Below are 25218 nucleotides of genomic sequence, written 5' to 3'. Positions count from 1 at the left end.
AATTTTTGATTTATCCGCGCATTGCGATACACGACAAGTAAAGGAAACACAATGATTCAAGTAGTTGGTCACAAGAACCCAGACAGCGATAGCATCTGTTCAGCCCTCGTTGGTGAAGCACTTTTAAAAGCACGCGGACTAGAAGCTGTTGCTGTACGCCAAGGCGAGCTTAATCGTGAAACTTTACATATCCTTAAACAAGCAGGCGTTGACCAACCAGTAATGTGTGAAGGTGTTGCGGGCTCTAAAGTTTGGTTAGTGGATTACTCAGATCTTGCACAAGCACCAGATGACATTGCAGATGCAGAGATTGTTGGGATTGTTGATCACCACCGTTTGGGTGATGTAATGACGGTTAATCCATTAGAAGCGTGGATCTGGCCTGTAGGTTGCACTTGTACGATCATGTTTAACCTATACAAGATTGAAAATGTTGAGATCACTAAGCCTTTAGCAACACTCATGCTCTCTGCGATTTTGAGTGATACTGTCGGCTTTGCATCGCCAACTTGCACACAAAAAGATAAAGATGCTGTTGCTGAGTTAACGGTATTAGCAGGTGTAGATGACTTAGATGCATTCATCAAAGCGTTATTGATTGCTAAAACCGACATCGAAGGCCTGAGCGCTAACGAATTAGTAGAGAAAGATCTTAAAGCTTACCCGTTCAAAGAGCGCAATGTGGTTGTAGGCCAAATTGAGTTAGCCACCTTAGAACAAGTGGATAGCATGATTGATGAGTTAAATGCTGATCTTCAGCGTCGTTGTGACGAAGAAGGCCTTGCCATGGCAGCATTGATGTTGACTGATATTACAAGCAGTACAACACGTCTTCTTTATAAAGGTGAGTGGAATGAGACTCTAGATACTCACTGTAAAGATGGACAGTTGATGATGGAGAACACGCTTAGTCGTAAGAAGCAGGGTTGGCCTTGGTTACAAACGGTACTTGCATAAGACATAACCGATATTGAACGATATACAAAAGGAGTGCTCAGGCACTCCTTTTTCATTATGGTTAATTGATGGAATTTAACTGCTTACATTGAAAAGTTGACGAATGGGAAACAAGGTAAAAAGCCGTTTTCAGCACAGTTGATTAGACCGACCTGAACCCCTTTAATCTCTTTAGTCATATTAAATACGCCGACTTGCACATGCGAATCCGTCGACATGTTAACCGCTCCGACATCAACCATAGTGTAGCCTTCAGAGTAGTTAACCACACTCACGTTAGCGCCAGTCACATCATTGGTAATGTTAACCAGCCCTAGGTTAGCGCCAACATCTGTCCCTTCATGCCAGTTGAATAGACCAAATGAAGCTCCCGTCATAGAGTTATGGACACGGTTACCACCAATGAACAACGGAAAGTTAACGCCTGTAATATTGTCGCTTTCAGACATGCCTAATGCGAAGTCGACACCAGTAACATCGCCAGTTTTACCATGTAAGGCTGCCAAACGTACCCCTTTTACAGATTCTGCTGCAGGGGCATTAAATTCGTTCAACGATGAGAACATGGCAGGTGTACTCTCGGCAACAACTGCTGTAGATGTCAGCGATAAAACAACAAGTGAGCTCAGTAGACTCTTTTTCATTATGTGTACTCCAAGGGTGAATGTGAGGTAAGTATAGGCAATGAGTCATAAAACAGGTCATCAAATTGTAAATTTAACGGAGTGTCTATAGGGATGTCTAATAAACGAAGAAATAATAGAATAGTCTACTTTGAAAGGTAAATTCAGCTTTGTGATTACTAACATTCCTGTTACATTCAAAGTGTGATTGAAGTCTGGGTGAAACATCACCCTATGTTATGTAACAGATCTATATCAAGGACGATTGTGAGCAGTAAAAGAAGTGAGTTTATTTCAGGAATGAAAGCCACAATACCGTTGATTGTTGGCGCTATTCCCTTTGGTATTTTATTTGGCACTTTAGCTCCGAACAGTGGTTTGTCTATACCTGCTACCTTAGCCATGTCTCTGTTTGTTTTCGCCGGTTCTGCCCAGTTTATTGTTTTAGCACTGATCGCTTCTGGAGTAGGGCTTAGCGTTATTATATTAACGACGCTTGTCGTGAACCTTCGGCACCTTCTTTATGCCACTGCATTAGTTGATAAAGTGAAACATCTTCCCCTTTCACTGCGTGCTTTAATGGCGTTTGGATTAACGGATGAAACGTTTGCCGCGGTGAGCCTACGTTATCAGTCAAGTGATAATAAATTGGCCCATTGGTACTACCTAGGTTCAATGATTGCTATGTACAGTAATTGGTTTCTCTGTACGGTATTAGGGGTGATTCTTGGCGAGTCTTTTCCAGATATGAGTCAGTGGGGACTTGAGTTTGCCATGGCGGTGACCTTTATTGGAATGGTGGTTCCTTACCTCAATACAGCAGCAATGTGGAGTGCGGTGATAGTGGCTGCGAGCTGTTCAATCGTCTTTGCAAACCTTCCTCATAAGCTTGGTTTGATCGTAAGTGCACTGTCCGGAATCGCGGTCGGTATGTTAATAATTCGGATACAAAAGGCAAAACGTCAATCTGCTGAACCGACCAATGACAATAGTATTCGGGGAGAGAGATAATGAATGAGTGGTTATTAATTGGGGGGATGTTTTTAGCGACCTTCTCCATACGTTTTGTGATGTTTGCGTTAGCCGGGAAGTTTAAGTTTCCGATGTGGATGGAGCGTTCATTGCGTTTCGTTCCACCGACCGTATTAACCGCCATTATTGTACCTATGGTGGTGATGCCTCAAGGGGAAGTTGATGTCAGCGTCACTAATCCCTATTTGCTCTCAGCCATTGCCGCATTTTTAATTGCGTTATTAACTAAAAATCTGCTGAAAACCATTAGTTTAGGAATGATATTTTTCTTTGTTTTAAAATGGATACTTGCAACGGGTATATAGGTAAAAAATGAATTCAAAAGTCGATGCTGTAGAGAAAGATAACATGTTGCAATTAACGCGTTTGACGCGCTTCAATACCACTATTTGGACTGTATTGATTGGCACCTTGTTGGCACGTACCACCTACTTTATGGCATGGCCTTTTTTGATTGTCATTCTCTACCAAGATTACAATATAAGTGCTATCAGCGTCGGAAGCATGTTTGCCGTCTCAGCGATTATTGGGTCTGTTACGGGGCTTTATTCAGGATACCTGTCAGATAAATTTGGTCGGAAATGGGTCATGGTTTTGGGCTGTATTATCGCGGCTATTAGTTACTCAGGAATTGGTTTTGCGCACTCGATTACTCAATTTGCAATACTAATAGCTGGCTGTGGGTTAATGAGACCTATGATTGAAGCACCGGCTAAAGCGGTAATCAGCGATAATTTGGATGATCTTAAGGATCGAGAGCTTGCCCTTAACATTCGTTATTTTATTATCAATATTGGCGGGGCCATTGGTCCATTGATAGGTATCACGTTGGCACTAGAACACCCACAAATACTCTTTTGGATAACAGGGGTAACCTATGTTGTGTTTGCTGTTCTATTGTTAATCGCATTTGGCCGCCACCCAGAGAAAATTCAGCAGCATGACGGTGACGTTATTAGCCTAAAACAGACCATAAAAATCATATCAAAAGACTCAGTTTTTATTAAATTACTGTTAGCAAATATACTAATGATGTTTGTTTATGGGCAATATGAATCTTCAATTCCGCAGGTTATTGTCCGCTCTGGAATAGAAGATGCTGCGAAGTTTATTAGTGCATTGGTCTTGGTGAATACCTGCACCATTATATTATTCCAATTTCCAATGTTGAAACTATTACAAAATGTTCGTTTATATCAAAGAACCAAAATTGGAATGATCTTGATGGGTGTATCTCAAATTGGTTTCTTGTTGGTACCGATTGACTGGCCTGTAGGTTGGTTAATTGCCTGTTTTGTGTTGAGTGTGGGCGAAGTCATCGCTTTTCCAACGTTGAATGTACAAATTGATCAAATTGCACCTGCTCATTTACGAGGAAGTTATTTCGGAGCGGCTTCCATTTACTCCCTTGGTTTCGCGATGGCTCCTTTTATTGGTGGTGTCATCATTCAGCTCTTAGGGGCAAGTCAGTTATTCATTTTTTGCTTTGGCATCAGCATTTTGATGATTTGGCTCTATGGAATCGCCGAGAAAGAGATTATCCTACGTCAAAATAGTTAAATGAGGCCCCTCCCATGCATGCCAGTAATCAGATATTTAATGATGAATCCTTTGCAAAACAGAACTTAATGGATGCTCATTTTGAGAATTGTCAATTTTATCGTTGTGACTTCAGCCGTGCAGATTTAAGTGATGCCATTTTTAAGCAGTGTAAATTTATTGAGCAGGGTGAGATAGATGGTTGTCGATTTGATTATGCCAAACTTAAAAATGCCAGCTTTCAACAGTGTGATTTAAGCATGGCACATTTTAATGGAACTAATTGCTATGGAATTGAATTACGAGAGTGTAACCTGAAAGGGGCTGACTTTATCCGAGCCAGTTTCGCGAACTATATTACCAATAAGACTTTTTTCTGCTCTGCGTTTATTACGAACTCAAACCTAAGTTACGCCAACCTAGAAGATGTGAAGCTGGAGAAATGCGAATTATTTGAAAATCGTTGGAATGGTGCCAATTTATTAGGTGCATCTTTAGAAAGTTCAGATCTAAGTGGGGGGGAGTTTTCGTCTGAAGCGTGGGGGACCTTTGATATTAAAAATTGTAACCTCTGCCGTGTGGATCTTGAAGGGTTAGATCCTAGACAAGTAAAGTTAGAAGGGGTATTAATCTGCGATTGGCAGCAAGAACAATTACTCGCACCACTTGGCGTGTCTGTTGTCGCTACATAACAGACACCCAATATCAGATTAAATAGCAGCCGTGGCTTGCGCTAACCACTCGGTATCAGCCTTGTTTAGATGTGGGCTTAATTTCTCAAAAACGGTTTGATGGTACTGATTGAGCCACTCTTTTTCACCACCGTCTAGCATTGAGTGAGTCAACGCAGAGGTTTGAATCGGTGCCAGTGTTATGGTTTCAAATCCGTAAAACTGGCCAAACTCATTCTCTTCAAGCTCAACCACTTTTATGATGTTTTCAATACGAATACCATATTGACCATCACGATAAATACCAGGTTCGTTGGTAATTACCATACCCGGCTCTAAGGGTTGATCGATCAACGCTTGTGAGAAACTTTGTGGTCCTTCGTGGACATTAAGACACATACCAACACCATGCCCTGTACCACATTTGTAATCAATACCGTGCTGCCATAAGACACCGCGAGCTAAGATATCCAAATTACAACCACGCGTTCCTTTCAAAAACCTTGCTTGCGTTAATCGGATGACTGATTTCAGCACTAAGGTATAATCTCGAGATTCAATATCGCTGACTTTACCAAAGTGGAAGGTTCGAGTGATATCTGTGGTACCACCCGGGTAGTGGGCTCCTGAGTCAACGAGAAAGAACTGCTGTGTTCCAACCTGTTTGTTGCTCTCATTCGTTGCGGCATAGTGCATTTTTGCACCATGTTCTGCATAACCGGCAATAGTATGAAAGCTTTCACTGATGTAATTGGGTATCTCACGTCGATAACTCATTAGCTGGTGTTCAGCTGAGAGCTCACATACGGCATCACGAGGGACATTATCATCAAGCCAATGGGCAAACTTAGTAACGGCAACACCATCGAGACAGAGCGCGTTCTCCATACTCTCGAGTTCAACCGTGTTCTTAATCGCTTTTAGTAAAGTGGCATAGGCAGGGCCTTGAACCGCTTTGGTCGAACGGTTGAGGTAACTGATGAGTAAGCTATCTGAATGTTTGGGGCAGTAACGCAGAGCGTCATCGTCAGGTAACTGAGAGAGCACTTTTGAAATCGACTCATAGGGTTGAACTCTAACACCTACTTGTTGAAGATTCTGTTGAATAGCGGATGGTAATTTATCGAGATCGATAAACAGGGTCGCACTACAATCCGACACCAGTAGATATGACTCAGACACTGGGCAGTAAGGGGAGTCACCGCCACGTAGGTTAAGTGTCCACATAATATCGTCCAACGTAGAGATCAGATGATGCTGTACGCCATCGTTGTTCATTTTCAACCTAGTTCGGGACAGTTTATCTGTGACTGTCTCACCTGCATAATCAATTAAGTGATCAAACAGACTCTGTTTAGGTCGGCTTGGACGGTCATGCCACACCATGCCAATCAAGTCGTGAGTTAATACAACCTCAATCTCTTTATCAACAAAAGCCGAATGAAGTTGGAGTAGGAAATCGTGGTTGATAGTGCGACCATCAACACCTACTTTTGATCCTTTCTCTAAGGTTTGAGCGAGCCATTCCGGAATGGTTGGCGTGTCATTCAATCTCGCTTTAAACAGATCGATACCACTACCAGATAATTGCTCATTTGCTTGAATGTAATAGCGACCATCTGTCCAAAGCCCACCACCAGTTGGTGTAATAACGGCATCACCAGCAGAACCAGTAAACCCAGTAATCCACTGACGCGAAAACCAGTGGTCAGCAGAATACTCACTATGGTGTGGGTCAAAATTAGTCACAATATAGGCAGCAAACTCATGCTGTTTCATGTTCGTTCTGAGTGCTTGCAGGCGGTCGGAAGTGTGAGGTAGGCTCATGTTTATATAATCCCTGACAGTGAAACGTTGTTGCAATGAATATTGTGTTCAGTGGTACCAGAATGCACTGGTTTTTGCGATGAACAATGGTCACTAACCATTGGGCATCGAGTACGAAAAACACAACCAGTAGGTGGATTTAACGGAGAGGGCAAATCACCAGGTAGCAGTTGAATATCTCTATTTCGAGCTAATTTTGGATTGGCAACGGGCACTGCTGAAAGTAGAGCACGGGTATATGGGTGTGCCGCTTCATCAAAAACATTCCTATAATGACCTGTCTCCATAGGCTTTCCTAAATACATAACCATAACACGGTCACTAATGTGCCTAACCACGCTCAGGTCGTGGGCAATCATCACCATGGTAAGGTTCATCTCTTTTTGTAAGTCACTTAATAGGTTGATCACTTGAGCCTGAATGGATACATCAAGAGCACTAACGGGTTCGTCACAGATGATCAATTGCGGTTTCAATATAAGCGCTCGAGCAATACCAACACGCTGACACTGACCACCAGAAAATTCATGAGGGTATCGATTACGTTGTGTCGCAGACAAGCCTACTTTATCCATCACTGCCATGACACGACTTTCGACCTCCTTTCGCTTCATCGTAGGCTCATGAATCAGCAGTGGTTCTGCAATGCTTTCTGATATGGTCATTCTTGGGTTTAAACAAGCAGCAGGGTCTTGAAAGATCATCTGGAAATGACGGCGACTGTCTGTAAGTTGTTGCTTATTAAGCGCAAGCATATCTTCGCCTTCCCAGCGAAGTTCGCCGCCAGTAGGTTCAATAAGTCTTAATAGCGCACGAGCGAGGGTAGATTTACCACAACCTGATTCGCCAACAATTCCCAAAGATTCACCGCGATATACATCCAAATCGATACCATCGACAGCTTTAACGACTTTAGGTTGAGAACCAGGCATCCATGACGAACCCACTTTAAAATGAACGCGTAAATCACGTGCTTGCATTAAAATATCTTTGTTGTTGTTCATGCTATTTTTTCCGAAAGTATTGGCGACGAAACGACCGCAGAAACAGGAGAGTATGCGTGACAGGCTAATGCTTGCTGCTCATTCACATTGACAAACTCAGGCATCTCTTTTTTACAGATTTCTGAAGCGGAATTACAACGCTCATAAAACGGGCAACCTTGTGCGTTTATTAGCGCACTGGGTGGATTACCGGCAATGGTTTTTAATCTATCGATATCATCGTAAATAGACGGAATTGCGGTGAGAAGGCCTTGAGTGTAAGGGTGATTAGGGCTTTCAAATAAGGAATTAATACCGGCTTGTTCCATGCGTCGGCCCCCATACATCACCAACACTCGGTCGCACATTTCGGCCACAACACCCATGTCATGCGTAATTAATAAAATGGCCGTGTTAAAATCAGATTGAAGATCGCGCAGTAGGGTTAAGATCTGCGCTTGCACGGTAACATCAAGCGCGGTTGTTGGTTCATCAGCAATGATTAGCTCGGGCTTACACAAAAGTGCCATCGCAATCATGACTCGCTGACGCATCCCACCAGAGAGCTCATGGGGATATTGTGACATACGAGTTTGTGCAGAAGGAATACGAACGGCATCCAGCATCTGTATAGAGATTGTGGTTGCCTCTTTTAGACTCATTCCTTTATGTTTGCACAATACTTCGGTTAGCTGCTTACCAATTTTCATAAAAGGGTTGAGTGAATTCATAGGATCTTGAAAGATCATGCCGATTTTTTCAGCGCGAATTCGATTTAACTCCTTTTTACTCATCTCCAGTAAGTTTTTGCCGTGGAAAAGAGCGTCACCACTGACAATGCCGTTATCTGCAGTTAATCCCATTAGGGCAAAAACAGATTGGCTTTTACCTGAACCTGATTCACCCACTATGCCTAATGTTTCCCCTGGTTGAATAGAAAACGAAAGGTCCGATACTGCTTGTACGAGTCCATCTTGAGTTTGAAAGCGTACGTTCATGTTGTTAACAGTTAAAATACTCATGATTGCTCCTTAACGATCTTTCGGGTCGAGGGCATCGCGTAAACCATCGCCAATAAAATTAAAACAAAATAGGGTCGTGACTAAAAATATTGAAGGAAAAATTAACTGCCAAATAGCCACATCAATGGTTTTTGCACCGGCAGAAATAAGAACTCCCCAACTTGTATCAGGTGGCTGAACGCCAAGTCCTAAAAAGCTCAAGAAGGACTCAAACATGATAAAACCAGGGACCATTAGTGAGGAGTAGACCATCACGATACCCAAAACATTTGGCATGATGTGTCGCAAGACAATGCGTGTATTAGAAACACCGATAGAGTGAGCCGCTTCAATAAACTCTCTTTTCTTTAAACTGAAAGTTACCCCTCGAACGACTCGGGCAATACCAAGCCAGGAAACCATACCTATAACGATAAAAATTAAGTAAATATTATTCCCAAATAGAGTAACAAACAGAATGACCATGAACATGAAAGGTACTGAATCTAAGACTTCAATAATTCTCATCATTACACTGTCTAACGCACCGCCAATAAAGCCAGAAACACTTCCCCATAAGGTCCCAATCGTAACGGCGACTAGTGCGCCCATGAAACCAACCATAATGGATAAGCGACCTCCATTCATTGTGCGAGCAAAGATATCTTGCCCTAGGTCATCGGTGCCGAAATAGTGACCGGATTCGAACGAGGGTTTACCGAGTTCGTAAGGATCAGAGATAACCTCCCAGTCAATCTCATCGTGAGCGAAATTGGAGAGCATTGGACCAAATGTGATACATAAAACGATAAACGCTAAGATAAACACAGAAACCATTGCTGCACGGTTTTTCTTAAAACGCATCCATGCGTCTTGCCATAGACTTCTACCTTCAATCGCATCGATCGAGTTTGCTAGATTGTCAGTAAGAACTGAAGCGTCAATTTTCTTGGTTAACATAATGAAATCCTACAGACGAATTCGAGGATCGATGATCGTATAAAGCAGATCAACGATTAAATTAAACAGGATGGTCAGTGTGGCGACGATAAGAGTAATTCCCATTACTAAACCATAATCACGGTTAAGGGCACCTGAAACAAAGTGTTGACCCATACCACCGGTACTAAAGAAGATGTCAATGATGACTGATCCTGTGATGACCGATACGAAACTAGGACCAAGCATTGCTACTACAGGAATGAGTGACGGTCTGAGTGCATGGTGAAATAATATGTATGAGGTCGATAAACCCTTTGCTTTGGCCGTTCTGATGTAGGGTTGGTTTAAGGTTTCAATCATTGCACCACGCATCACCCTAGCAATGCTGGCAATAGAGCCAATGGCTAAACTGATCACTGGCAATATCAAATAGGGGATTTTCCCTCCTTCCCAGCCACCAGCAGGGAGCAGGCCAAGATGAATAGAAAAAATGGTTACGAGTATTGGAGCGAGCACGAAGGCTGGTATCACTACACCCGTCATGGAAAGGGACATTAACATGTAGTCCAAACGACTGTTTCTGTTAAGGGCGGCTATGGTGCCAAATAGCATGCCTAACGGAACAGCAATAGCGAAAGATAGCGCGCCTAAAATTGCAGATACAGGCCATGATTGCGAAACTAGTTGAGTGACGGTGAAGTCATGGTAAACGAAACTTGGCCCAAGATCGCCTTGAACAAAGTTAGATATATAGATAATGAATTGGACGAAAAAAGGTTCGTTAAGATGAAATTTTGCCTCGATATTAGCGCGGACGATTTCAGGCATAGGCCTTTCCATATCAAACGGTCCACCGGGAGCAATGTGCATCAGCCAAAATGAGACTAATGCGATAAAGAGCAGCGTTGGGATCGCCACTAACAATCTACGGGCAATATATGACAGCATAATATTCCTACAATACAGATTACAAATTACATGGAACTTAAGGCTCTGCTACTGATTGGTTTGAGAAAAAATCAGAGCGTCGGAAGTAGTGACAGTCACTGACTAACGTCAGTGACTGTGGTTACGTATTATTTTGCGATGATGTAAACATTTTTACGATAGAAGGAGTTTTCTGGGTTAGAGCGCTCATAACCACCGACTTTAGGGTTACTCAGATATTTGTTATCACCGTTACGGTAAAGTGGGATAATTGCCATATCATTGATCAGATGCGTTTCAGCTTGAATGTACTCTTGAGAAGGATCCGTAAGAGTTTTCGAACTTTTCATCAACATATCGTATTTAGGATTGTTGTATTTAGAGTCGTTATATTCACCGGTTGAAACAAAGATATCCAACCAAGTAGAGGCTTCATTATAATCTGCTGTCCAACCACCACGGTTGATGTTGCCAGGATCTTTCAGTGAGTAAAATACTTTAGGTTCAAGCTGCTTAATTTCAACTTGTGCACCTAAAACACTTTTCCACATACCTACCATTGCGGTTGCCATTTTGACATCAGTAGAGAAAGTCGGTGTAGTAAATGTCAGCTTAAGTGGGTTGCTTTTGCCGTAACCCGCTTCAGCAATAAGCTCTTTGGCTTTTGCGTTACGTTGTTTTTGAGACCAGGTTGCAAACTCAGGTTCAAAGCTCTTGAATCCATCAGTTTGTGGTGGGACAAGCGTAAACATTGGAATACCACCGTTTTTCACGACAGCTTTAGTGATGATATTACGGTCGATAGCAAAAGAGAGTGCTTTACGAACGCGCAGATCTTTGGTCGGCCCTTTAGCTGTATTTAGGTAGTAGAAGGTAGAGCCTAAAGAAGCACCAGTCTCTCTGACCATCTCTGGGTGTGCTTTTAGCAACTTGTTCTTTTGTGCGGCAGGAATTGAAGTGGCTTCGTCAATTTCACCCGCTAAGAAACGGTTGAGTGAGACGTTAGCATCACCAATTGGTAACCATGTGATTTTATTTAGCACGACATTATCAGCATCCCAGTAGTGGCTGTTTTTAGTCATGACCATTTTCTCATTCACTTTCCACTCTTTAACAGTGAATGCACCGTTGGTGACGATATTGCCTGGTTGAGTCCACTCGTTACCAAATTTCTCAACGGTTCCTTTGTGTACTGGAGCAAGTACCGGGTGGCTAAGCAGCTTTACAAAGAAAGGAACAGGTTTTTCAAGTGTCACTTCAAAGGTGTTCTTATCTAATGCCTTAACACCCAACTGATCGGCTGCCATTTTACCATCCATGATCATGGCTGAGTTTTTAATGCCAGGTATCGCCGCGAACCATGCATATGGAGACGCTGTATTTGGATCAATCAGACGTTGCCAGCTATAAACAAAATCGTCAGCGGTAAGAGGTTGGCCATTCGACCAAACAGAGTCACGTAAGGTGAATGTATACACGGTGTTATCGCTATTAACATCCCAGCTTTTGGCAATGCCTGGAATAGTACGCCCTTGTTTGTCCTGCGTGGTTAAGCCCTCAAACAGGTCACGACCAAGGTTAAAAGCAGGCTCAGCGGCTTGTTTTGCAGGGTCAATGGAGGTTACTTCATTGCCATTGTTAAGTGTAATCTCTTGTTTTTCAGCTAGCACTGTTCCCGTAGGGTAAGGCTTGGCGAAAGTATTGGTGCTTAGCACGCATGAGAGTATGACTGCTGAAAAAAGTGGTTTACAAAGTTTCATAATCTTCCTCGATGTCCTAGTAATAGTTCGTTTGATACGAACTACAATGTCTGTATATTTCCTTATGATGCGCATACACAGTATATTGTATAAAATATTCCATCAACGTTTATTTACAATTATGCAACATAGGACGCGAATCAATGAAAATGTAACCGTTGTTGCAAAGAGATTATTGAAAAGTAAACATAAGTAGGATAAATGAAACATTTCCTTGCATGCCGTTTATTTCGTCAGAGTGCAGTTTCTAATCGATACAATTAACAATTAATTAATAAAATTTGTCCAAAACAGCGGTGAAATGGCAGTGTAGAGGTGATTTTTGTGACATCAAATGGTACCGTATTAACAGTTTCTACCATAAGGATATGATTTACATGCTAAGCAACTTGCCAAAACCACTTCAAGACCCGATTTTGTCGCTCTCTATTGATTATCGAAATGATACCAGAGCAGATAAAGTGGATCTCGGAATTGGGGTTTACCGTGATAACACGGGAATTACTCCCATCATGAAAGCCGTACAGATGGCAAATAGTCAGGTACTTGCAGAGCAGACAACCAAAGCGTATGTAGGTCTTGCTGGTTGCGAAATATTTAACCAAAGTATGGTTGATCTGATGCTAAAGGACACGTCTGCTTACTCTCGCTTATCGGCAATACAGACTCCTGGAGCTAGTGGTGCACTTCGTATGCTGGGTGATTTAATTAAACTCGCTCAACCTGATACGACGATTTGGATCAGCAACCCGAGTTACGTGAATCACAAACCGGTAATGGAAGCGGCAGGACTGAAAGTTCGACAATATCATTACTTCTGCCCGAAAACGAAACGCGTTGATACTGAATTACTACTCCGTGATCTTGCTCATGCAGGACCAAAAGACGTCGTTCTTCTTCACGGTTGCTGTCACAACCCAACTGGGGCTGATATTGAGTTAGAAGCATGGAAGACCATTACTGATCTGGTGCTTAAAAATGGATTCACTCCATTTGTTGATATTGCCTACCAGGGTTTTGGTGACGGATTAGACGCGGATGCTGCAGGAATGCGCTACATGGCTGATCGTGTTGAACAGATGTTTATCGCGACTTCTTGCTCGAAGAATTTTGGGTTGTATCGGGAGCGAACTGGTGCCGCTATCGTGGTTGGTCAGAATCCAGAGTTAGCTCAAAAAGCCAAAGGACAACTGCTGCAAATGGCGCGTGCGACTTATACGATGCCGCCAGATCATGGTGCTGCTATCGTCGGTAAAATTTTGACAGACCAAACATTGACAACGATTTGGAAAGAAGAGTTAGAGCAGATGCATGGACGTCTGATCTCTTTGCGTTCTCAGCTAACTTCTGCCTTACAAATTGAAACCAACAGTAATAAGTTCGATTTCATTAATGGGCACAAAGGTATGTTCACGGTTACGGGGTTCTCTCCAGAACAGATGACACAGCTTAAAACTGACTATGGTATCTACGCGGTAGGTGATGGGCGAATTAATATTGCGGGTCTTCAAGAACAGCATATTGATTACGTAGCAAAGGCACTGGCTAGCGTTTCAAATTATTGATTAAACAAGTAGGAATAAGCAATGAATAGATGGCTAATCCTGACACTCCCAATGATATTAGTAGGGTGTGTGACGTTGACGAATGATCAGCAAGAAGTGAAAAAAACAGACATAGAAACCGTGGAGATGGAAAAATCTGAACCAAGTGAAGTTGTTCCAGATAATGTCATCACTGAAGCTGAACAGATTCGCAATGATGAGCCAGTGGTTGTCGACAAACCGAAAGAGTCAAAGCCTATAGTTAAACTTGAGAAACCGGCTAAAAGGTTAAAAACGAAAGAGGGGAAGCTCATCTTGGGTGAAGAGGAGTGGGTTTACATTAAAGGGTTAAACCACAGTGTAAAAGCACGAATCGATACAGGTGCAACAACCTCTTCTGCTAGCGCAATCGATATAGTGACCTTTGAGCGTGACGGTAAAGACTGGGTTAAATTTAAACTGGCTCACAATGAGAAAAACTCTGAAGAGATCGCTTTGCCAGTAAGCCGCTGGGTTAAGATTAAACAGTCTTCAAATACTGATAAAGTGCAAGAGAGGCCAATTGTTTTAGCATGGATTCAATTAGGGGATGTAAAGGTTGAAACTGAGTTTACTCTAACCGATCGTTCGCACCTTAATTACGGTCTATTAATGGGCCGTAGCTTCTTCCGAGACATTGCAGTGGTCGATGTCAGTAAAAGTTTTGTTCAACCCAAAGTTGAAAAAAAATAACGAAAAAGGGCTTGAATCATCAAGCCCTTTTTTATGCATGCCTTTGCTGTTGAAATGGCGCTAATCTAGTAGAGAAATCGAGCGGTCATTATTACTTGTGAACCATAAACGCCATGAAATTTCATTGCAGCACCCACTGAGAGTTGATCGGTTGAGTGGAAACGAAAATGCGCACTACCAATCGTCTGTGACTCATCACTGTCAATTAATTGACCGATGCTGCCACCCACTTCCATTTGAGGTAAAATCCAAGCCCTAAGGCCAACATTTAACTCGGTCATATTTTCGTCACCGACCTTATCACTGCCACTGCTTTTTACATTGTGCAGCAGAAGCTGACCAGTAAGATCACTAAATTCATTCAATGGACCATTAAATCCAGCTCCAACTGCCAAGTCCCAATCTCCTGAGAACTCTGAATCCATTTTGGCAATAAAATGTGAATTTTCAGTGATATAACCACTCATTTGCCCGCCAAAAGTAGAAGGGCTTCCACCAATTCGAGCTTCGATGAAGTTATAGCTAAAATTTTCAGCCAATACAGAATTTGAACAGAGTAGTGAGGCCCCAAGAATACATGGGGAGAGTAATTTAATTGGCCTTACAAGCATAAGTAATTCCGTTTAGGTGAATGAAAGTGTGTCAAATTGACGTTACAAGAAAAAGCTAAGATTAAGTAAGCAATAAACAAGCCACAATAAGTAAATATAATAACGAAATCATGTAAGTAATCAAGGATGCAGTGTGTACTTAGTGAAGGTGACGAGAACTTCTGTGTTCAATGTAGGAGAAGCACAGAGATAATAGTAAGCAGAGAATAAGGTATCCTAAACCAACTAATAACCAGATCTCAAAAATCATACCTGATGAGTTAGCGATTTCAGTACCGACAAAGGTAAGCTCTTGAATAGAGATAAGGGATATGATTGAAGAGTCTTTGACTAAAGAGATAAACTGTCCAGCTAAGGCAGGTACGATTGCCGTTAAAACTTGTGGGGCAATGATAAAACGAAAACGTGACCAGCGTGATAAACCTAGTGATTGTGACGCTTCCCACTGTCCTTTAGGCACTGCTTCAAATCCTGATCGAACAATTTCTGCAATATATGCTGCGGAGATCAGTCCTACGCATAACACTCCGGAAATGAGGTTCTCCCACAATTGAGCCGGTCCAAAAAGGAATGATTGCAGTGGATGTATGTCACCATGATGATAGCGCAATAGGTTCTCTAAACCCATAACGGGTATCAGTTGATTTGAAATAAAGAAATAGAAGATAAATACAAACACTAAAGGTGGGATGTTACGTATTAATTGTACATAGGCAGTTGCTAATCGTCGTATAAACGAGACTGAAGATAATCGAGCAATACCTACAAGTAATCCAAGTGTCGCAGCAAAAACCATCCCCCATAAACTGAGTCTAATCGTTGACAGAAGTCCTTGGAAAAAATAGGGCATGCTGTTGTTAGCACTTGGGGTGAAAATGAGATGCACGGCTTCCAACCAATGCCAGTGATAATTTAAGCTGACTGAAGAGCGGTAGTAAAACCAATAACTAACGACAGCCAAAAGAGTGAAGACAATAAGGTCTAACCTGTTGAATGTAAACTTACTCATTGCATTCCTCTAGTGGCCGCTAAGTGGTGAGTTAGAGCTGATCTTGCCAATCTAATGTGGTAAACCAGTAGTCATAGCGTTGTTGTAACCACCCATCGTCGGTACGTGCTTGTATCCACTCATTGAAGAAATGTTTTTTATCCTCTTCACCTAATCGTACAGCAAAAGCTTCGTTACCCTGGGACAGACTTTGAGTAAAAGGAAGGTAAAGGATCGCGGAATAGGTAATCGATTCCTGTTCTGGCTTTGGTGTAGAGGCAATCACTGCATGGGCATTGCTGTTCAACACTTCTTGAAAAGCCTGAGCATCGTCATCAAATTGCAGTAATTTTGCCTTTGGAAAATGTTTTTTTGCTGCTGTAACGGCGACGGTACCACGCCTAACGGCAATCTTAAACTTTCGAGAGTTAAGCTGGCTCATTTCGGTCACATCGGGTAGTAGAGATTTATTAACGGCGACTTTAGTACCAGAGTGCGAGTAGGGTGAGGTAAATAAGACACTTTTAGCGCGTTCTTCTGTGATGGTCATACCCCCGATGATAACATCAAATTTTTTACCATGCAGAGAAGGAATGATGCCATCCCAAGCGGTAGGGACAAATTGAACCTTTAACCCCGTATCTTTTGCAAGCCGATTGGCGACGTCAATTTCAAAACCGATCAGTTCACCTTGGCTATTGCGCATTGCCCAAGGGACAAACGTTGACATTCCAACTTTGATAACCCCTCGCTCTTGCATCTCTTCTAACGCAGATGCTGCGAAAGAGTGAGACGAGAAGGTAAGTAGTACAAAGCATAATAAAGCGTAAAAGCGTAACATAATTGATATCTCCCTATAATGAGCGCCATTGAGCGCCGAGTTTAGTTTCCAGTTGTGCAGCAAAAAATGAGAGTGTCACTGTTAAGCAGAGGTAGATTAATGCCACAGTAAACCAAATTTCAAATGGCATTGCCGTATCCGCTATGATATTTCGTCCTTCGGTAGTTAAATCAAAAATGGCCATCACACTCACAATTGAAGAGTTCTTTATTAGTGACACAACCTCATTGGTTAATGGAGGCAAGGTACGTTGGAGTACTTGAGGCAGTATCACATAATAGTAGGATGAAAATGACGATAACCCCAATGTACGGCACGCTTCAAATTGTCCCTTTGGTATTGAATTTAAACCAGAACGTATAATCTCAGCCGTATAGGCTCCTTGAAATAACGCCAACGCTAATACTGCTGTGCTAAATCGGTCTAACCCTATCACTGGCCCTAAAACGAAATAGAGAATATAGATTTGAACTAACAATGGGGTATTACGTATGACCTCTACGTAGATACGGGCGACAACTCGAGCAACAATGGACGAAGAGAGGCGAGCAAGAGCGGTCAATAACCCTATCAATAGCGTAGCTACTAAACTTAGAAAAGAAATTTTGATGGTAACCGACAAGCCCGTCAGTAATTCCGCTGACCACCACTCTCCATCTTCGTAAAAAGCAATGAAATCTGGAACACGATGCCACTGCCATGTATAACCCATAACCTGAGCACCGTTATTTAATACCCACAAAATAGCAAACAATAAAACGATAATTTGTAATATCGCATAGAACGCAGGTTTGATTAATTTGATCATACCAAGCCTATCAGTAACTTAATATTTGATTTAAGAACTGCTGCGTACGATGGTGCTGGGGGCTGTCAAACAGTTGTTGAGGTGGCGCACTTTCAATAATCTCCCCTTGGTCCATAAAAATAACACGGTCTGCGACTTTCTTAGCAAAACCCATCTCATGAGTTACACACACCATGGTCATTCCCTCATCAGCTAAATCGCACATTACATCAAGTACTTCACTGATCATTTCTGGATCCAATGCTGAAGTTGGTTCATCAAATAATAGTATTTCAGGTTTCATACAGAGTGATCGTGCTATAGCCACTCGTTGTTGCTGGCCACCGGATAACTGACTCGGGAATTTATCAACCTGTTCAGAAATATCGACGCGCTTTAAAATGGTTAAGGCACGTCGCTTAGCTTGTGTAGGGGACAGTTTAAGGGTTCGAATCGGAGCAAGAGTTAAATTCTCAAGAACAGACATATGAGGAAATAGATTAAAGTGTTGGAAAACCATGCCAATGCGGCCGCTTTTATGAATAGAGGTAATTTCATTAGATTGAAAGAGGCTTAAATGACCAGAATCAAACTGCTCAAGGCCATTAATACACCTAATTAGTGTCGATTTTCCTGAGCCCGATGGGCCACAAATCACCAACTTTTCCCCTTGATGCACAGTTAGGTCGATCTCTTTAAGCGCTTGAAAGTCACCAAACCACTTATTGAGAGCACTGAACTTGATAACGGGTAGCTCTTTAGATGATAGTTGATTCAATTCAAGCACATGACGTTCCTATAAACGAGATCTTAATTGATATTATAAAGTTAACAGGTTAATTACAAAGTATAAATGGGAACAAATACAATTGAAAACGTAAAGTGAGGGAAAAATGTACAAAAATGACGATTGAAGGTGCTAAATCTAACTAACACTCTTTTTTGTATTTAAACGTTGCACTAATGATGCTAAGGCGATAAGTTAATTGTCAGACTAAAAAAAGCACATACCAGTGAAGTGTTGATGAATACAAGGGAAGTGAGCATGCACCAGAATGATGATTTACGAATAAATAAGATTAAAGAGCTTTTACCACCAATTGCAATTTTAGAACGTTTTCCTGCAACTGAACAAGCTGCTCAAACGGTATATGCTGCGCGTAAAGCGATACACAACATTCTTGAAGACAAAGATGATCGCCTATTGGTGGTGGTTGGTCCTTGCTCTATTCACGATCCAGATGCAGCACTTGAATATGGTAAAAAGTTAAAAGTTCTTCGCGATGAGCTTGGCGATCGTTTAGAAATTGTTATGCGTGTTTACTTTGAAAAACCACGTACCACTGTGGGCTGGAAAGGGTTAATTAACGACCCTTACATGGACGATAGTTTTAAATTAAATGATGGTTTGCGTCTCGGTCGAAAATTACTATTGGATCTCACTGATATGGGGATGCCAACCGCCAGTGAATTCCTTGATATGATCACGCCGCAATATATGGCTGACTTAATTAGTTGGGGCGCCATTGGGGCTCGTACCACTGAATCACAAGTTCACCGCGAATTATCATCAGGCTTATCCTGCCCGGTTGGTTTTAAGAATGGTACAGATGGCAATATTAAAATTGCAACTGATGCTATCCGTTCAGCCGAAGCGCCACATCACTTCTTGTCAGTGACAAAGTTTGGTCATTCAGCGATTGTTGAGACGAAAGGGAACCCAGATTGTCACATCATTTTACGTGGTGGAAAGGGACCTAATTACAGTGCTGAACATGTAGCAGACATTAATAAACAACTTGCGGCGTCAGGGTTACCTCAGAAAATCATGATTGACTTCTCACACGCAAACAGTAGCAAGAAATTTGAACGACAGATGATCGTTTCAGAAGATGTTGGTTCACAGATGGCAAATGGCGATAACTCAATTTTTGGGGTTATGGTTGAAAGTCACCTCATAGAGGGTCGCCAAGATATCGTTGATGGGAAAGCAGAAACCTACGGTCAAAGTGTTACTGATGCCTGTATCGGATGGAATGATACCGAAAAGCTGTTGAAACAACTTGCTGATTCTGTAACTGCTCGTCGTAACGTATAAACGCTTTTTACGTCTATCTGAAAATAACCGCAGCACTCTGTTGCGGTTATTTTTCACTGACCTTCCACTCGAAGTTAGTGACTCTTTTTGAATATCTGACTGGCTAATAGTGAACCACCACAGATAAATATGATGCCTATTACCGTGGTTGAGGTGAGCATCTCAGCAAAAAGAGGAATGGCCAGTAGGCTGGCAACAACCGGTGTTAATGAGCCAAAAGCTGCCGTCATTTCTGCTCCTAATCGTGAAATAGCAAACCCATAACAAAATCCCGCAATGAGCCCAACACACACGCCTTGAATTAAAAACTGTATCAGTAATTCTGAAGAAGACACAGTAAACATATTGATTTCAAAGGGCATAATTACGCAATACCCTCCGAGTAACAATAGAGAACCGATCGCGGTAATTCCGGCACCTTCAATGGCATTGAGCCCTGACATTCGCATGCAAATGGTAAACATAGCCCACATGGCGCTACCAAATAGGAACAACACGACGCCTTTTAATTGCAAATAGTCGAAATCAATCAAGCTGGTGGAGATCATGATAGCGATGCCTACGCCGATAGAGAACAAGCCAATTTTACGATGTGTCGAGAAGGGTTCACTGAACAGTGTGACTGCAATGGCCGAGACGAACAGTGGCAATGTACCCGGAATTAACAGGCTGCCATATGAGACAGACGCGTATTGCATCCCAGTTGCTCCAAGATAGAAAAAAGGAAACCCAGAACCCGCAATAATTCCTAGCAGATACTTGATGGGGACTTTTTGAATCTTTTTACGGCTTTTATAGACTACAGTCGAAAAACACAATGCAGGTAGAACAAAGCGTAAAATTGAGAGATCTACCATGGTCATTGCTGAATTTGCACCGGCTCGTAATGAGAGAAAAAAGCCTGACCAAACCAGCAGTGTTATGAACACTGCAGGGTAGCCATAATTAAATCGGTCGGTGTTGAGTGCTAAGGTTGGAACTGCAGACATGTAAGTCAACTTTTTAGTAACAAGGTGTTTACAGATTATGCCGTAATATGTCATGGTGAATCTCGGCGTTCTTAACGCTTAAAAGATAATTATCGCTGATTAATAGCGTTTAAATGATAAAAAGTGGTGGAAAGAAGCGTGGATAGATTGGATGTAAAGATAGTAGACATTTTACAAACTCAAGGACGATTAACCACCGCCGAGATTTCGGATGAAGTCGGATTATCAGCGTCCCCTTGTGCACGCAGGTTAAAGAAGTTGGAGCAACAAGGTGTGATTACTGGTTACCGTGCCTGTATTGACCGAAAAAAAGTCGGACTTGGGGTCACGATCTTCGTTAATGTCGGTTTGAGTAATCATCAGGAGGAGGTTATCAATGAGTTTGAAAATGCCATTATCGATATGCATGAGATAGTGAATGCGCATATTGTGTCTGGGGCAAATGATTACTTATTGGAAGTGGTGACGAGTGATCTTGAACATTACGAACAAGTGATGCGTAAACTGCAAACTTTATCTATGGTTAAAGATATCAATACTAACTTGGCCATACGATCAATAAAGAGTGATACCCCACTGGTATTCAGTGCCATTACACATGATGAACACGGTAATGAGTAACGAGAGGAGGATAAATTAACTCATGTTGAAAGTTTATTCTGATTGATAGGGTCTTGTTAAATACTCAATTATCAAAAGTGAATAAAGATGGACAACTTAACACAATGGGTTATCGACATGACAGCGGAGCAGCAAGGAGCCATGCTTGTTGCTTCCATCATTCTATTGTCCTATCTACTCGAAGATCTGGCCATTATTACAGCAGCTGTGTTAGCCTCTAATCAAGACCTCTCACTTTCACTCGCAATCATTGCAATACTGATTGGTATCTCGACTGGGGATATCGGACTCTATCTACTGGGCAGGTTCTCAAGGCATTGGCGTTGGTTTCGTTATCGTTTATTAACCAGACCTGCTTTTAAAGAGATAAAACATAGACTGCAGCAAAAGACCATCCGTAATATCTTCATCATCCGATTCATACCAGGTCTTCGTTCTGTTGGATACGCTCTGTGTGGTCATTTTAACATTCAATTTACTCATTACATTAGCGCAGTGGTACTCGCCACCTCCTTATGGACGGCAGTGGTTTTTACCTTGGTGTATCAACTTGGTCAACAGACAATGATTCAATCTAACCCGTACAAATGGGCGGTCATTCCAATCGCATTACTTCTATTAATACTCAGCAACAGAACCTTTTTTAAGGCTGGCTTAAGGAACAAGGAGGTAAAATGAGTGTGTTATTTTCAGAGAGTAATTCACCACTACTCACCATTGTTGAATCTGATAGTGAAGTGAACCAAGGGATGCCACCCATGGAGTCTGAGGAATTAAAAAGTCTCTCACGTTATGAATTTTGGCCGACCTGGTTTTTTTATACGCCAGTGATTGTTCAAAGCATCTGGTATGGCATCAAATATAAAAATATGGCACTGCCGTTAATTGTTAACCCTACTATTAAACTGAGTGGCATGGTGGGAGAGTCAAAAAATGACATTCTTGAATTAGCAGGCATTGAAGCTAAACAGTGGATCTCTGACTTTGTAACCTTAACGAAAAGCAGTGAATCGAGTAATCAGCAGACTCATAATGCATTAATGGCCATGAGTGACGAGCAGATATCATTTCCAATAGTGGCAAAGCCTGATTTAGGTTGCCGGGGGGCTGGCGTTAAATTGGTCAAAAATGAGCAACAACTCGAAAGCTATATTTCAAGCTTCCCGAACCAAGCACGTTATTTATTACAGACCAAAGCCCCTTATGAAGCAGAGGCGGGACTTTTTTATGTTCGTTACCCTGGAGAGAAACAAGGGAAAATAATCTCAATCACACTGAAATACTCTCCGTTTGTTACTGGAGATGGGCAGTCAACATTAAAAGAACTGATTATGAATGACCCTCGTGCTGGACAGCTTAATCATCTCTATCTGCCAAGGCATGAGGAGGTCTTAGACCATGTGATCAGTTGCGGCAGTAAATTTCGATTGGCTTTTGCGGGTAGTCATAGTCGAGGGGCAATTTTCAGAGATGGGAACCAATACATATCTCCCAAGCTGACCGCACGGTTAGACACTATTTTTGATGATCTTCCAGGGTTTCATTACGGCCGCTTAGACGTGAAGTTTAAGGATATAGATAGTTTGATGGATGGCCACTCCTTTACTATTCTTGAAATCAACGGAGCCAGTAGCGAAGCCGCTCATATATGGGACAGAAAAACCCCACTAAAAGAGATTTTTAACACCCTACTATTTCAATATAAGACGTTATATCAGATTGGTAAACAACAGACCCAACGTGGGTATTCGACACCGAGTTTTAGTGAGCTATATAAAGCGTGGCGACAAGAGAGTCAGCTCGTTAAGAAGTACCCAACGACCGATTAATCGGTATTTACTTACCCAGAGGCGTGTATAGGTAAACGATGACTAAATATAGACAAGCACCAACGGAGAAACTCTCCGTATTGGCGAATATCGAAGTGGTCGATCAAAGTATCGAGCTATTGTCTCAATTAACTGAACAGCAATATCTTTATAGAGCACTTCCTTATTTAGAGAGCAGCATTGGCGAGCATACCAGACATAATATTGACCTCTACATAGCGATCATGGAACCAAAAGAGAACGGTCTTATTGATTATGACGTGCGGCATAGAGGATCTGTGGTTGAGAGTGATCGTCAACAAGCGATCGCCAAGTTTACACAGATTAAACAGTGGCTATTGGCACTGACGGCACAACAAATCACGTCAACAACCTTGATAAAAACAGAAGTCTCCATTAAAGATACACGTTGTGCGACTTTACGCTCAAGCATGGAAAGGGAGTTGGTATTTGTTGCTTCTCATACCACGCATCATTTGGCGTTAATGAAAGTAGCCGCAATAAGTTGCGATGCACAGGTTGATAAAAATCTAGGTTACGCCCCAGCAACAACGACGTATCAAAGGGAGCGTTGTTAATGTGTACCTTGTCATGGGTCATGGAAGATCAAGGTTACCATCTGTTCTTTAATCGAGATGAACACAAATCCCGAACTCCTGCCCAGCCCCCTAAAAAATTTTCGAATAATGGTATTCATTACCTTATGCCTATTGACCCAGTAGGAAAAGGGAGTTGGATTGCCACTAATCAATTTGGAGTGACAATCGGCCTACTCAATAATTATCAAGGAGTAACACCAGATGGTGAATTGATCAGCCGTGGCCAAATAGTGAAACAGTTAGCAGAAAGTCGTACTCTGCATGACATTCGAAGCGAAATTGAGGAGATGCCACTTCACCGTTATGCTCCTTTTACAGTGGTAATAATAATACCCAGCCATCCAGTCCTTTGTTACCAATGGAATGGGCATGGTTTACATTCAATAAAGGCGACATCACCGATGGTTTCGTCAGGGGTATCACTTAAAGAGGTAACGGAGTATCGAGAGGCTATCTTTCACTCACTCGTCGATCAGAGTGAAAATAGCACAAAATTGCAGGCTTTCCATTTACACCAACATAGTGACTATGGCTACCTTTCAGTGTTAATGCATAGAGATGATGCGCAGACAGTGAGTATGACAAGTGTTGAAGTAAACAATCGAAAAATCACAATGAAGTATCATTCCATACCCGTAGATAAACAGGAAAAAATGTGTCAGGAACCGTGTCAGATAATAGATCGCGATTTTATTAAATAATGTGATTATAAGGTGAAATAAATACCTTAAATCCCCGTTCTTATTTACTGTAGAATATTTAAATGCACTCAATAAACGAATGGATGGAAAAAATGAACAGAATTATTTTATTATTTATATTGATATTCAGTGGTGTAAGTCATGCCAGCGATGAGATATATACTAGTTTTTTTAGTAATAAGGCATTAGGTGGCTACGATGCCGTCTCATATTTCGAATCTGACCAACCAATAATGGGTAATGCCACGTTTTCTACGGTATACAAAAGTGCAGATTGGTTTTTTTCATCTCAACAACATTTAGATGCTTTTAAAGCTAACCCAGAAAAATACGCCCCGCAATACGGTGGTCACTGTGCTTGGGCAGTAGCAGAAAAAAGCGATAAAGCACCGGGTGATCCAGAGGTGTGGACCATCGTTAACAATAAACTATATCTAAATTACAACAAAGATATTCAACAAAAATGGGAGATGAATATTCCAGGGTTCATTTCAGATGGTGATAAGAATTGGTCTATTATTGTCAACGAATAATCACTCTGGATAGTAAGGAGATATTATGAAATATATTAATAGTAAATCTATCTTGACTGGTTTTATTACATTAATCTTTGTTC

At 41.8% G+C, this 25218-nt stretch carries 27 protein-coding genes; 14 read left to right on the top strand and 13 right to left on the bottom strand.

Annotated elements, in window-relative coordinates; all coding sequences use genetic code 11:
* Nucleotides 1-51 precede the first annotated feature (51 nt).
* Nucleotides 52-957, top strand: coding sequence for a manganese-dependent inorganic pyrophosphatase (locus L4C32_RS07345; RefSeq protein WP_428196214.1), 906 nt, complete (start codon nucleotides 52-54; stop codon nucleotides 955-957).
* Nucleotides 958-1040: 83 nt separating this feature from the next.
* Here L4C32_RS07345 and L4C32_RS07340 read toward each other — a convergent pair whose 3' ends face one another.
* Entirely contained in the window at nucleotides 1041-1601 is a 561-nt protein-coding gene (locus L4C32_RS07340) for a VC2662 family protein (RefSeq protein ID WP_428196213.1), read from the bottom strand.
* A 246-nt stretch (nucleotides 1602-1847) separates the two neighbouring features.
* Here L4C32_RS07340 and L4C32_RS07335 point away from each other — a divergent pair, with 246 nt between their 5' ends.
* From L4C32_RS07335 to L4C32_RS07320, 4 genes are read left to right on the top strand one after another with little or no spacing between them, the layout of a single operon-like run.
* Complete coding sequence (locus L4C32_RS07335) at nucleotides 1848-2591, top strand: AzlC family ABC transporter permease (RefSeq protein WP_428196212.1); 744 nt, start codon at nucleotides 1848-1850, stop codon at nucleotides 2589-2591.
* A complete protein-coding gene (locus tag L4C32_RS07330; RefSeq protein ID WP_428196211.1) occupies nucleotides 2591-2917 on the top strand; it encodes an AzlD domain-containing protein in 327 nt (108 codons plus the stop codon). Before L4C32_RS07335 ends, L4C32_RS07330 begins: the two co-directional genes overlap by 1 nt.
* Nucleotides 2918-2924: 7 nt before the next feature.
* The gene (locus L4C32_RS07325) at nucleotides 2925-4172 is read left to right on the top strand and encodes an MDR family MFS transporter (RefSeq protein ID WP_428196210.1); all 1248 of its coding nucleotides are present in this window, start codon (nucleotides 2925-2927) and stop codon (nucleotides 4170-4172) included.
* Nucleotides 4173-4186: 14 nt separating this feature from the next.
* Entirely contained in the window at nucleotides 4187-4843 is a 657-nt protein-coding gene (locus L4C32_RS07320) for a Qnr family pentapeptide repeat protein (protein ID WP_428196209.1), read from the top strand.
* 18 nt (nucleotides 4844-4861) lie between these two features.
* Here the strand turns inward: L4C32_RS07320 and L4C32_RS07315 are convergent, their stop codons facing one another.
* The 6 genes from L4C32_RS07315 to L4C32_RS07290 form a co-directional block, all read right to left on the bottom strand.
* Nucleotides 4862-6649, bottom strand: a complete 1788-nt coding sequence (locus L4C32_RS07315; RefSeq protein WP_428196208.1) for an aminopeptidase P family protein — start codon at nucleotides 6647-6649, stop codon at nucleotides 4862-4864.
* Nucleotides 6650-6651: 2 nt separating this feature from the next.
* A complete protein-coding gene (locus L4C32_RS07310; RefSeq protein WP_428196207.1) occupies nucleotides 6652-7653 on the bottom strand; it encodes an ABC transporter ATP-binding protein in 1002 nt (333 codons plus the stop codon).
* Nucleotides 7650-8654, bottom strand: a complete 1005-nt coding sequence (locus L4C32_RS07305) for an ABC transporter ATP-binding protein (RefSeq protein WP_428196206.1) — start codon at nucleotides 8652-8654, stop codon at nucleotides 7650-7652. The genes L4C32_RS07310 and L4C32_RS07305 overlap by 4 nt, the downstream gene beginning before the upstream one ends.
* Nucleotides 8655-8663: 9 nt before the next feature.
* The gene (locus tag L4C32_RS07300) at nucleotides 8664-9593 is read right to left on the bottom strand and encodes an ABC transporter permease subunit (protein WP_428196205.1); all 930 of its coding nucleotides are present in this window, start codon (nucleotides 9591-9593) and stop codon (nucleotides 8664-8666) included.
* Nucleotides 9594-9602: 9 nt separating this feature from the next.
* Nucleotides 9603-10523, bottom strand: coding sequence for an oligopeptide ABC transporter permease OppB (gene oppB, locus L4C32_RS07295; protein WP_428196204.1), 921 nt, complete (start codon nucleotides 10521-10523; stop codon nucleotides 9603-9605).
* Nucleotides 10524-10651: 128 nt separating this feature from the next.
* Entirely contained in the window at nucleotides 10652-12262 is a 1611-nt protein-coding gene (locus tag L4C32_RS07290) for a peptide ABC transporter substrate-binding protein (protein ID WP_428196203.1), read from the bottom strand.
* A 377-nt stretch (nucleotides 12263-12639) separates the two neighbouring features.
* Between L4C32_RS07290 and L4C32_RS07285 the strand changes: the two genes are divergently transcribed.
* Complete coding sequence (locus L4C32_RS07285; protein WP_428196202.1) at nucleotides 12640-13827, top strand: amino acid aminotransferase; 1188 nt, start codon at nucleotides 12640-12642, stop codon at nucleotides 13825-13827.
* Nucleotides 13828-13848: 21 nt separating this feature from the next.
* Entirely contained in the window at nucleotides 13849-14538 is a 690-nt protein-coding gene (locus tag L4C32_RS07280; protein ID WP_428196201.1) for an ATP-dependent zinc protease family protein, read from the top strand.
* A gap of 65 nt (nucleotides 14539-14603) precedes the next feature.
* Here the strand turns inward: L4C32_RS07280 and L4C32_RS07275 are convergent, their stop codons facing one another.
* The 5 genes from L4C32_RS07275 to L4C32_RS07255 form a co-directional block, all read right to left on the bottom strand.
* The gene (locus L4C32_RS07275) at nucleotides 14604-15149 is read right to left on the bottom strand and encodes a hypothetical protein (RefSeq protein WP_428196200.1); all 546 of its coding nucleotides are present in this window, start codon (nucleotides 15147-15149) and stop codon (nucleotides 14604-14606) included.
* A gap of 139 nt (nucleotides 15150-15288) precedes the next feature.
* A complete protein-coding gene (locus tag L4C32_RS07270; protein WP_428196199.1) occupies nucleotides 15289-16158 on the bottom strand; it encodes an amino acid ABC transporter permease in 870 nt (289 codons plus the stop codon).
* 31 nt (nucleotides 16159-16189) lie between these two features.
* Entirely contained in the window at nucleotides 16190-16978 is a 789-nt protein-coding gene (locus L4C32_RS07265; RefSeq protein ID WP_428196198.1) for a transporter substrate-binding domain-containing protein, read from the bottom strand.
* Between the two features lie 13 nt (nucleotides 16979-16991).
* The gene (locus L4C32_RS07260) at nucleotides 16992-17786 is read right to left on the bottom strand and encodes an amino acid ABC transporter permease (RefSeq protein WP_428196197.1); all 795 of its coding nucleotides are present in this window, start codon (nucleotides 17784-17786) and stop codon (nucleotides 16992-16994) included.
* A gap of 10 nt (nucleotides 17787-17796) precedes the next feature.
* A complete protein-coding gene (locus L4C32_RS07255) occupies nucleotides 17797-18543 on the bottom strand; it encodes an amino acid ABC transporter ATP-binding protein (protein ID WP_428196249.1) in 747 nt (248 codons plus the stop codon).
* A 267-nt stretch (nucleotides 18544-18810) separates the two neighbouring features.
* On the opposite strand from L4C32_RS07255, the gene aroG reads away from it, so the two are divergent.
* Nucleotides 18811-19863 (top strand): 3-deoxy-7-phosphoheptulonate synthase AroG, encoded by a 1053-nt coding sequence (gene aroG / locus L4C32_RS07250; protein ID WP_428196196.1) that lies wholly within the window; start codon nucleotides 18811-18813, stop codon nucleotides 19861-19863.
* Nucleotides 19864-19937: 74 nt separating this feature from the next.
* Here the strand turns inward: aroG and L4C32_RS07245 are convergent, their stop codons facing one another.
* Entirely contained in the window at nucleotides 19938-20852 is a 915-nt protein-coding gene (locus L4C32_RS07245; protein WP_428196195.1) for a DMT family transporter, read from the bottom strand.
* 138 nt (nucleotides 20853-20990) lie between these two features.
* On the opposite strand from L4C32_RS07245, the gene L4C32_RS07240 reads away from it, so the two are divergent.
* The 6 genes from L4C32_RS07240 to L4C32_RS07215 all read left to right on the top strand — a co-directional run bounded on the left by L4C32_RS07240 (nucleotide 20991) and on the right by L4C32_RS07215 (nucleotide 25135).
* Nucleotides 20991-21473 (top strand): Lrp/AsnC family transcriptional regulator, encoded by a 483-nt coding sequence (locus L4C32_RS07240; protein ID WP_428196194.1) that lies wholly within the window; start codon nucleotides 20991-20993, stop codon nucleotides 21471-21473.
* Between the two features lie 87 nt (nucleotides 21474-21560).
* Entirely contained in the window at nucleotides 21561-22151 is a 591-nt protein-coding gene (locus L4C32_RS07235; RefSeq protein ID WP_428196193.1) for a VTT domain-containing protein, read from the top strand.
* The gene (locus L4C32_RS07230) at nucleotides 22148-23302 is read left to right on the top strand and encodes a D-alanine--D-alanine ligase (protein ID WP_428196192.1); all 1155 of its coding nucleotides are present in this window, start codon (nucleotides 22148-22150) and stop codon (nucleotides 23300-23302) included. Before L4C32_RS07235 ends, L4C32_RS07230 begins: the two co-directional genes overlap by 4 nt.
* A 38-nt stretch (nucleotides 23303-23340) precedes the next feature.
* Entirely contained in the window at nucleotides 23341-23880 is a 540-nt protein-coding gene (locus L4C32_RS07225) for a DinB family protein (protein ID WP_428196191.1), read from the top strand.
* Nucleotides 23880-24602: an NRDE family protein gene (locus L4C32_RS07220; RefSeq protein WP_428196190.1), complete on the top strand. Its 723-nt coding sequence runs from the start codon at nucleotides 23880-23882 to the stop codon at nucleotides 24600-24602. The genes L4C32_RS07225 and L4C32_RS07220 overlap by 1 nt, the downstream gene beginning before the upstream one ends.
* 92 nt (nucleotides 24603-24694) lie before the next feature.
* Nucleotides 24695-25135, top strand: a complete 441-nt coding sequence (locus L4C32_RS07215) for a YHS domain-containing (seleno)protein (RefSeq protein WP_428196189.1) — start codon at nucleotides 24695-24697, stop codon at nucleotides 25133-25135.
* Nucleotides 25136-25218: the final 83 nt, after the last annotated feature.

This window comes from Aliivibrio kagoshimensis (assembly GCF_050337105.1).
Taxonomy (GTDB): Bacteria; Pseudomonadota; Gammaproteobacteria; order Enterobacterales; family Vibrionaceae; genus Aliivibrio_A; species Aliivibrio_A kagoshimensis.
Note: the sequence above shows the minus strand (reverse complement) of the source record. Positions and strands in the feature narration are given on the sequence as shown.

What these genes read in the sequence shown, in the direction of transcription:
- L4C32_RS07285 (WP_428196202.1), top strand. Translation starts at nt 12,640, where the DNA reads ATGCTAAGCAACTTGCCAAAACCACTTCAAGACCCGATTTTGTCGCTC.
- L4C32_RS07280 (WP_428196201.1), top strand. Translation starts at nt 13,849, where the DNA reads ATGAATAGATGGCTAATCCTGACACTCCCAATGATATTAGTAGGGTGT.
- L4C32_RS07215 (WP_428196189.1), top strand. Translation starts at nt 24,695, where the DNA reads ATGAACAGAATTATTTTATTATTTATATTGATATTCAGTGGTGTAAGT.
- L4C32_RS07320 (WP_428196209.1), top strand. Translation starts at nt 4,187, where the DNA reads ATGCATGCCAGTAATCAGATATTTAATGATGAATCCTTTGCAAAACAG.
- L4C32_RS07345 (WP_428196214.1), top strand. Translation starts at nt 52, where the DNA reads ATGATTCAAGTAGTTGGTCACAAGAACCCAGACAGCGATAGCATCTGT.
- L4C32_RS07300 (WP_428196205.1), bottom strand. Translation starts at nt 9,593, where the DNA reads ATGTTAACCAAGAAAATTGACGCTTCAGTTCTTACTGACAATCTAGCA.
- L4C32_RS07230 (WP_428196192.1), top strand. Translation starts at nt 22,148, where the DNA reads ATGAGTGTGTTATTTTCAGAGAGTAATTCACCACTACTCACCATTGTT.
- L4C32_RS07290 (WP_428196203.1), bottom strand. Translation starts at nt 12,262, where the DNA reads ATGAAACTTTGTAAACCACTTTTTTCAGCAGTCATACTCTCATGCGTG.
- L4C32_RS07235 (WP_428196193.1), top strand. Translation starts at nt 21,561, where the DNA reads ATGGACAACTTAACACAATGGGTTATCGACATGACAGCGGAGCAGCAA.
- L4C32_RS07310 (WP_428196207.1), bottom strand. Translation starts at nt 7,653, where the DNA reads ATGAACAACAACAAAGATATTTTAATGCAAGCACGTGATTTACGCGTT.
- L4C32_RS07315 (WP_428196208.1), bottom strand. Translation starts at nt 6,649, where the DNA reads ATGAGCCTACCTCACACTTCCGACCGCCTGCAAGCACTCAGAACGAAC.
- L4C32_RS07220 (WP_428196190.1), top strand. Translation starts at nt 23,880, where the DNA reads ATGTGTACCTTGTCATGGGTCATGGAAGATCAAGGTTACCATCTGTTC.
- L4C32_RS07225 (WP_428196191.1), top strand. Translation starts at nt 23,341, where the DNA reads ATGACTAAATATAGACAAGCACCAACGGAGAAACTCTCCGTATTGGCG.
- L4C32_RS07330 (WP_428196211.1), top strand. Translation starts at nt 2,591, where the DNA reads ATGAATGAGTGGTTATTAATTGGGGGGATGTTTTTAGCGACCTTCTCC.
- L4C32_RS07275 (WP_428196200.1), bottom strand. Translation starts at nt 15,149, where the DNA reads ATGCTTGTAAGGCCAATTAAATTACTCTCCCCATGTATTCTTGGGGCC.
- L4C32_RS07260 (WP_428196197.1), bottom strand. Translation starts at nt 17,786, where the DNA reads ATGATCAAATTAATCAAACCTGCGTTCTATGCGATATTACAAATTATC.
- L4C32_RS07340 (WP_428196213.1), bottom strand. Translation starts at nt 1,601, where the DNA reads ATGAAAAAGAGTCTACTGAGCTCACTTGTTGTTTTATCGCTGACATCT.
- L4C32_RS07245 (WP_428196195.1), bottom strand. Translation starts at nt 20,852, where the DNA reads ATGTCTGCAGTTCCAACCTTAGCACTCAACACCGACCGATTTAATTAT.
- oppB (WP_428196204.1), bottom strand. Translation starts at nt 10,523, where the DNA reads ATGCTGTCATATATTGCCCGTAGATTGTTAGTGGCGATCCCAACGCTG.
- L4C32_RS07270 (WP_428196199.1), bottom strand. Translation starts at nt 16,158, where the DNA reads ATGAGTAAGTTTACATTCAACAGGTTAGACCTTATTGTCTTCACTCTT.
- L4C32_RS07265 (WP_428196198.1), bottom strand. Translation starts at nt 16,978, where the DNA reads ATGTTACGCTTTTACGCTTTATTATGCTTTGTACTACTTACCTTCTCG.
- L4C32_RS07325 (WP_428196210.1), top strand. Translation starts at nt 2,925, where the DNA reads ATGAATTCAAAAGTCGATGCTGTAGAGAAAGATAACATGTTGCAATTA.
- aroG (WP_428196196.1), top strand. Translation starts at nt 18,811, where the DNA reads ATGCACCAGAATGATGATTTACGAATAAATAAGATTAAAGAGCTTTTA.
- L4C32_RS07305 (WP_428196206.1), bottom strand. Translation starts at nt 8,654, where the DNA reads ATGAGTATTTTAACTGTTAACAACATGAACGTACGCTTTCAAACTCAA.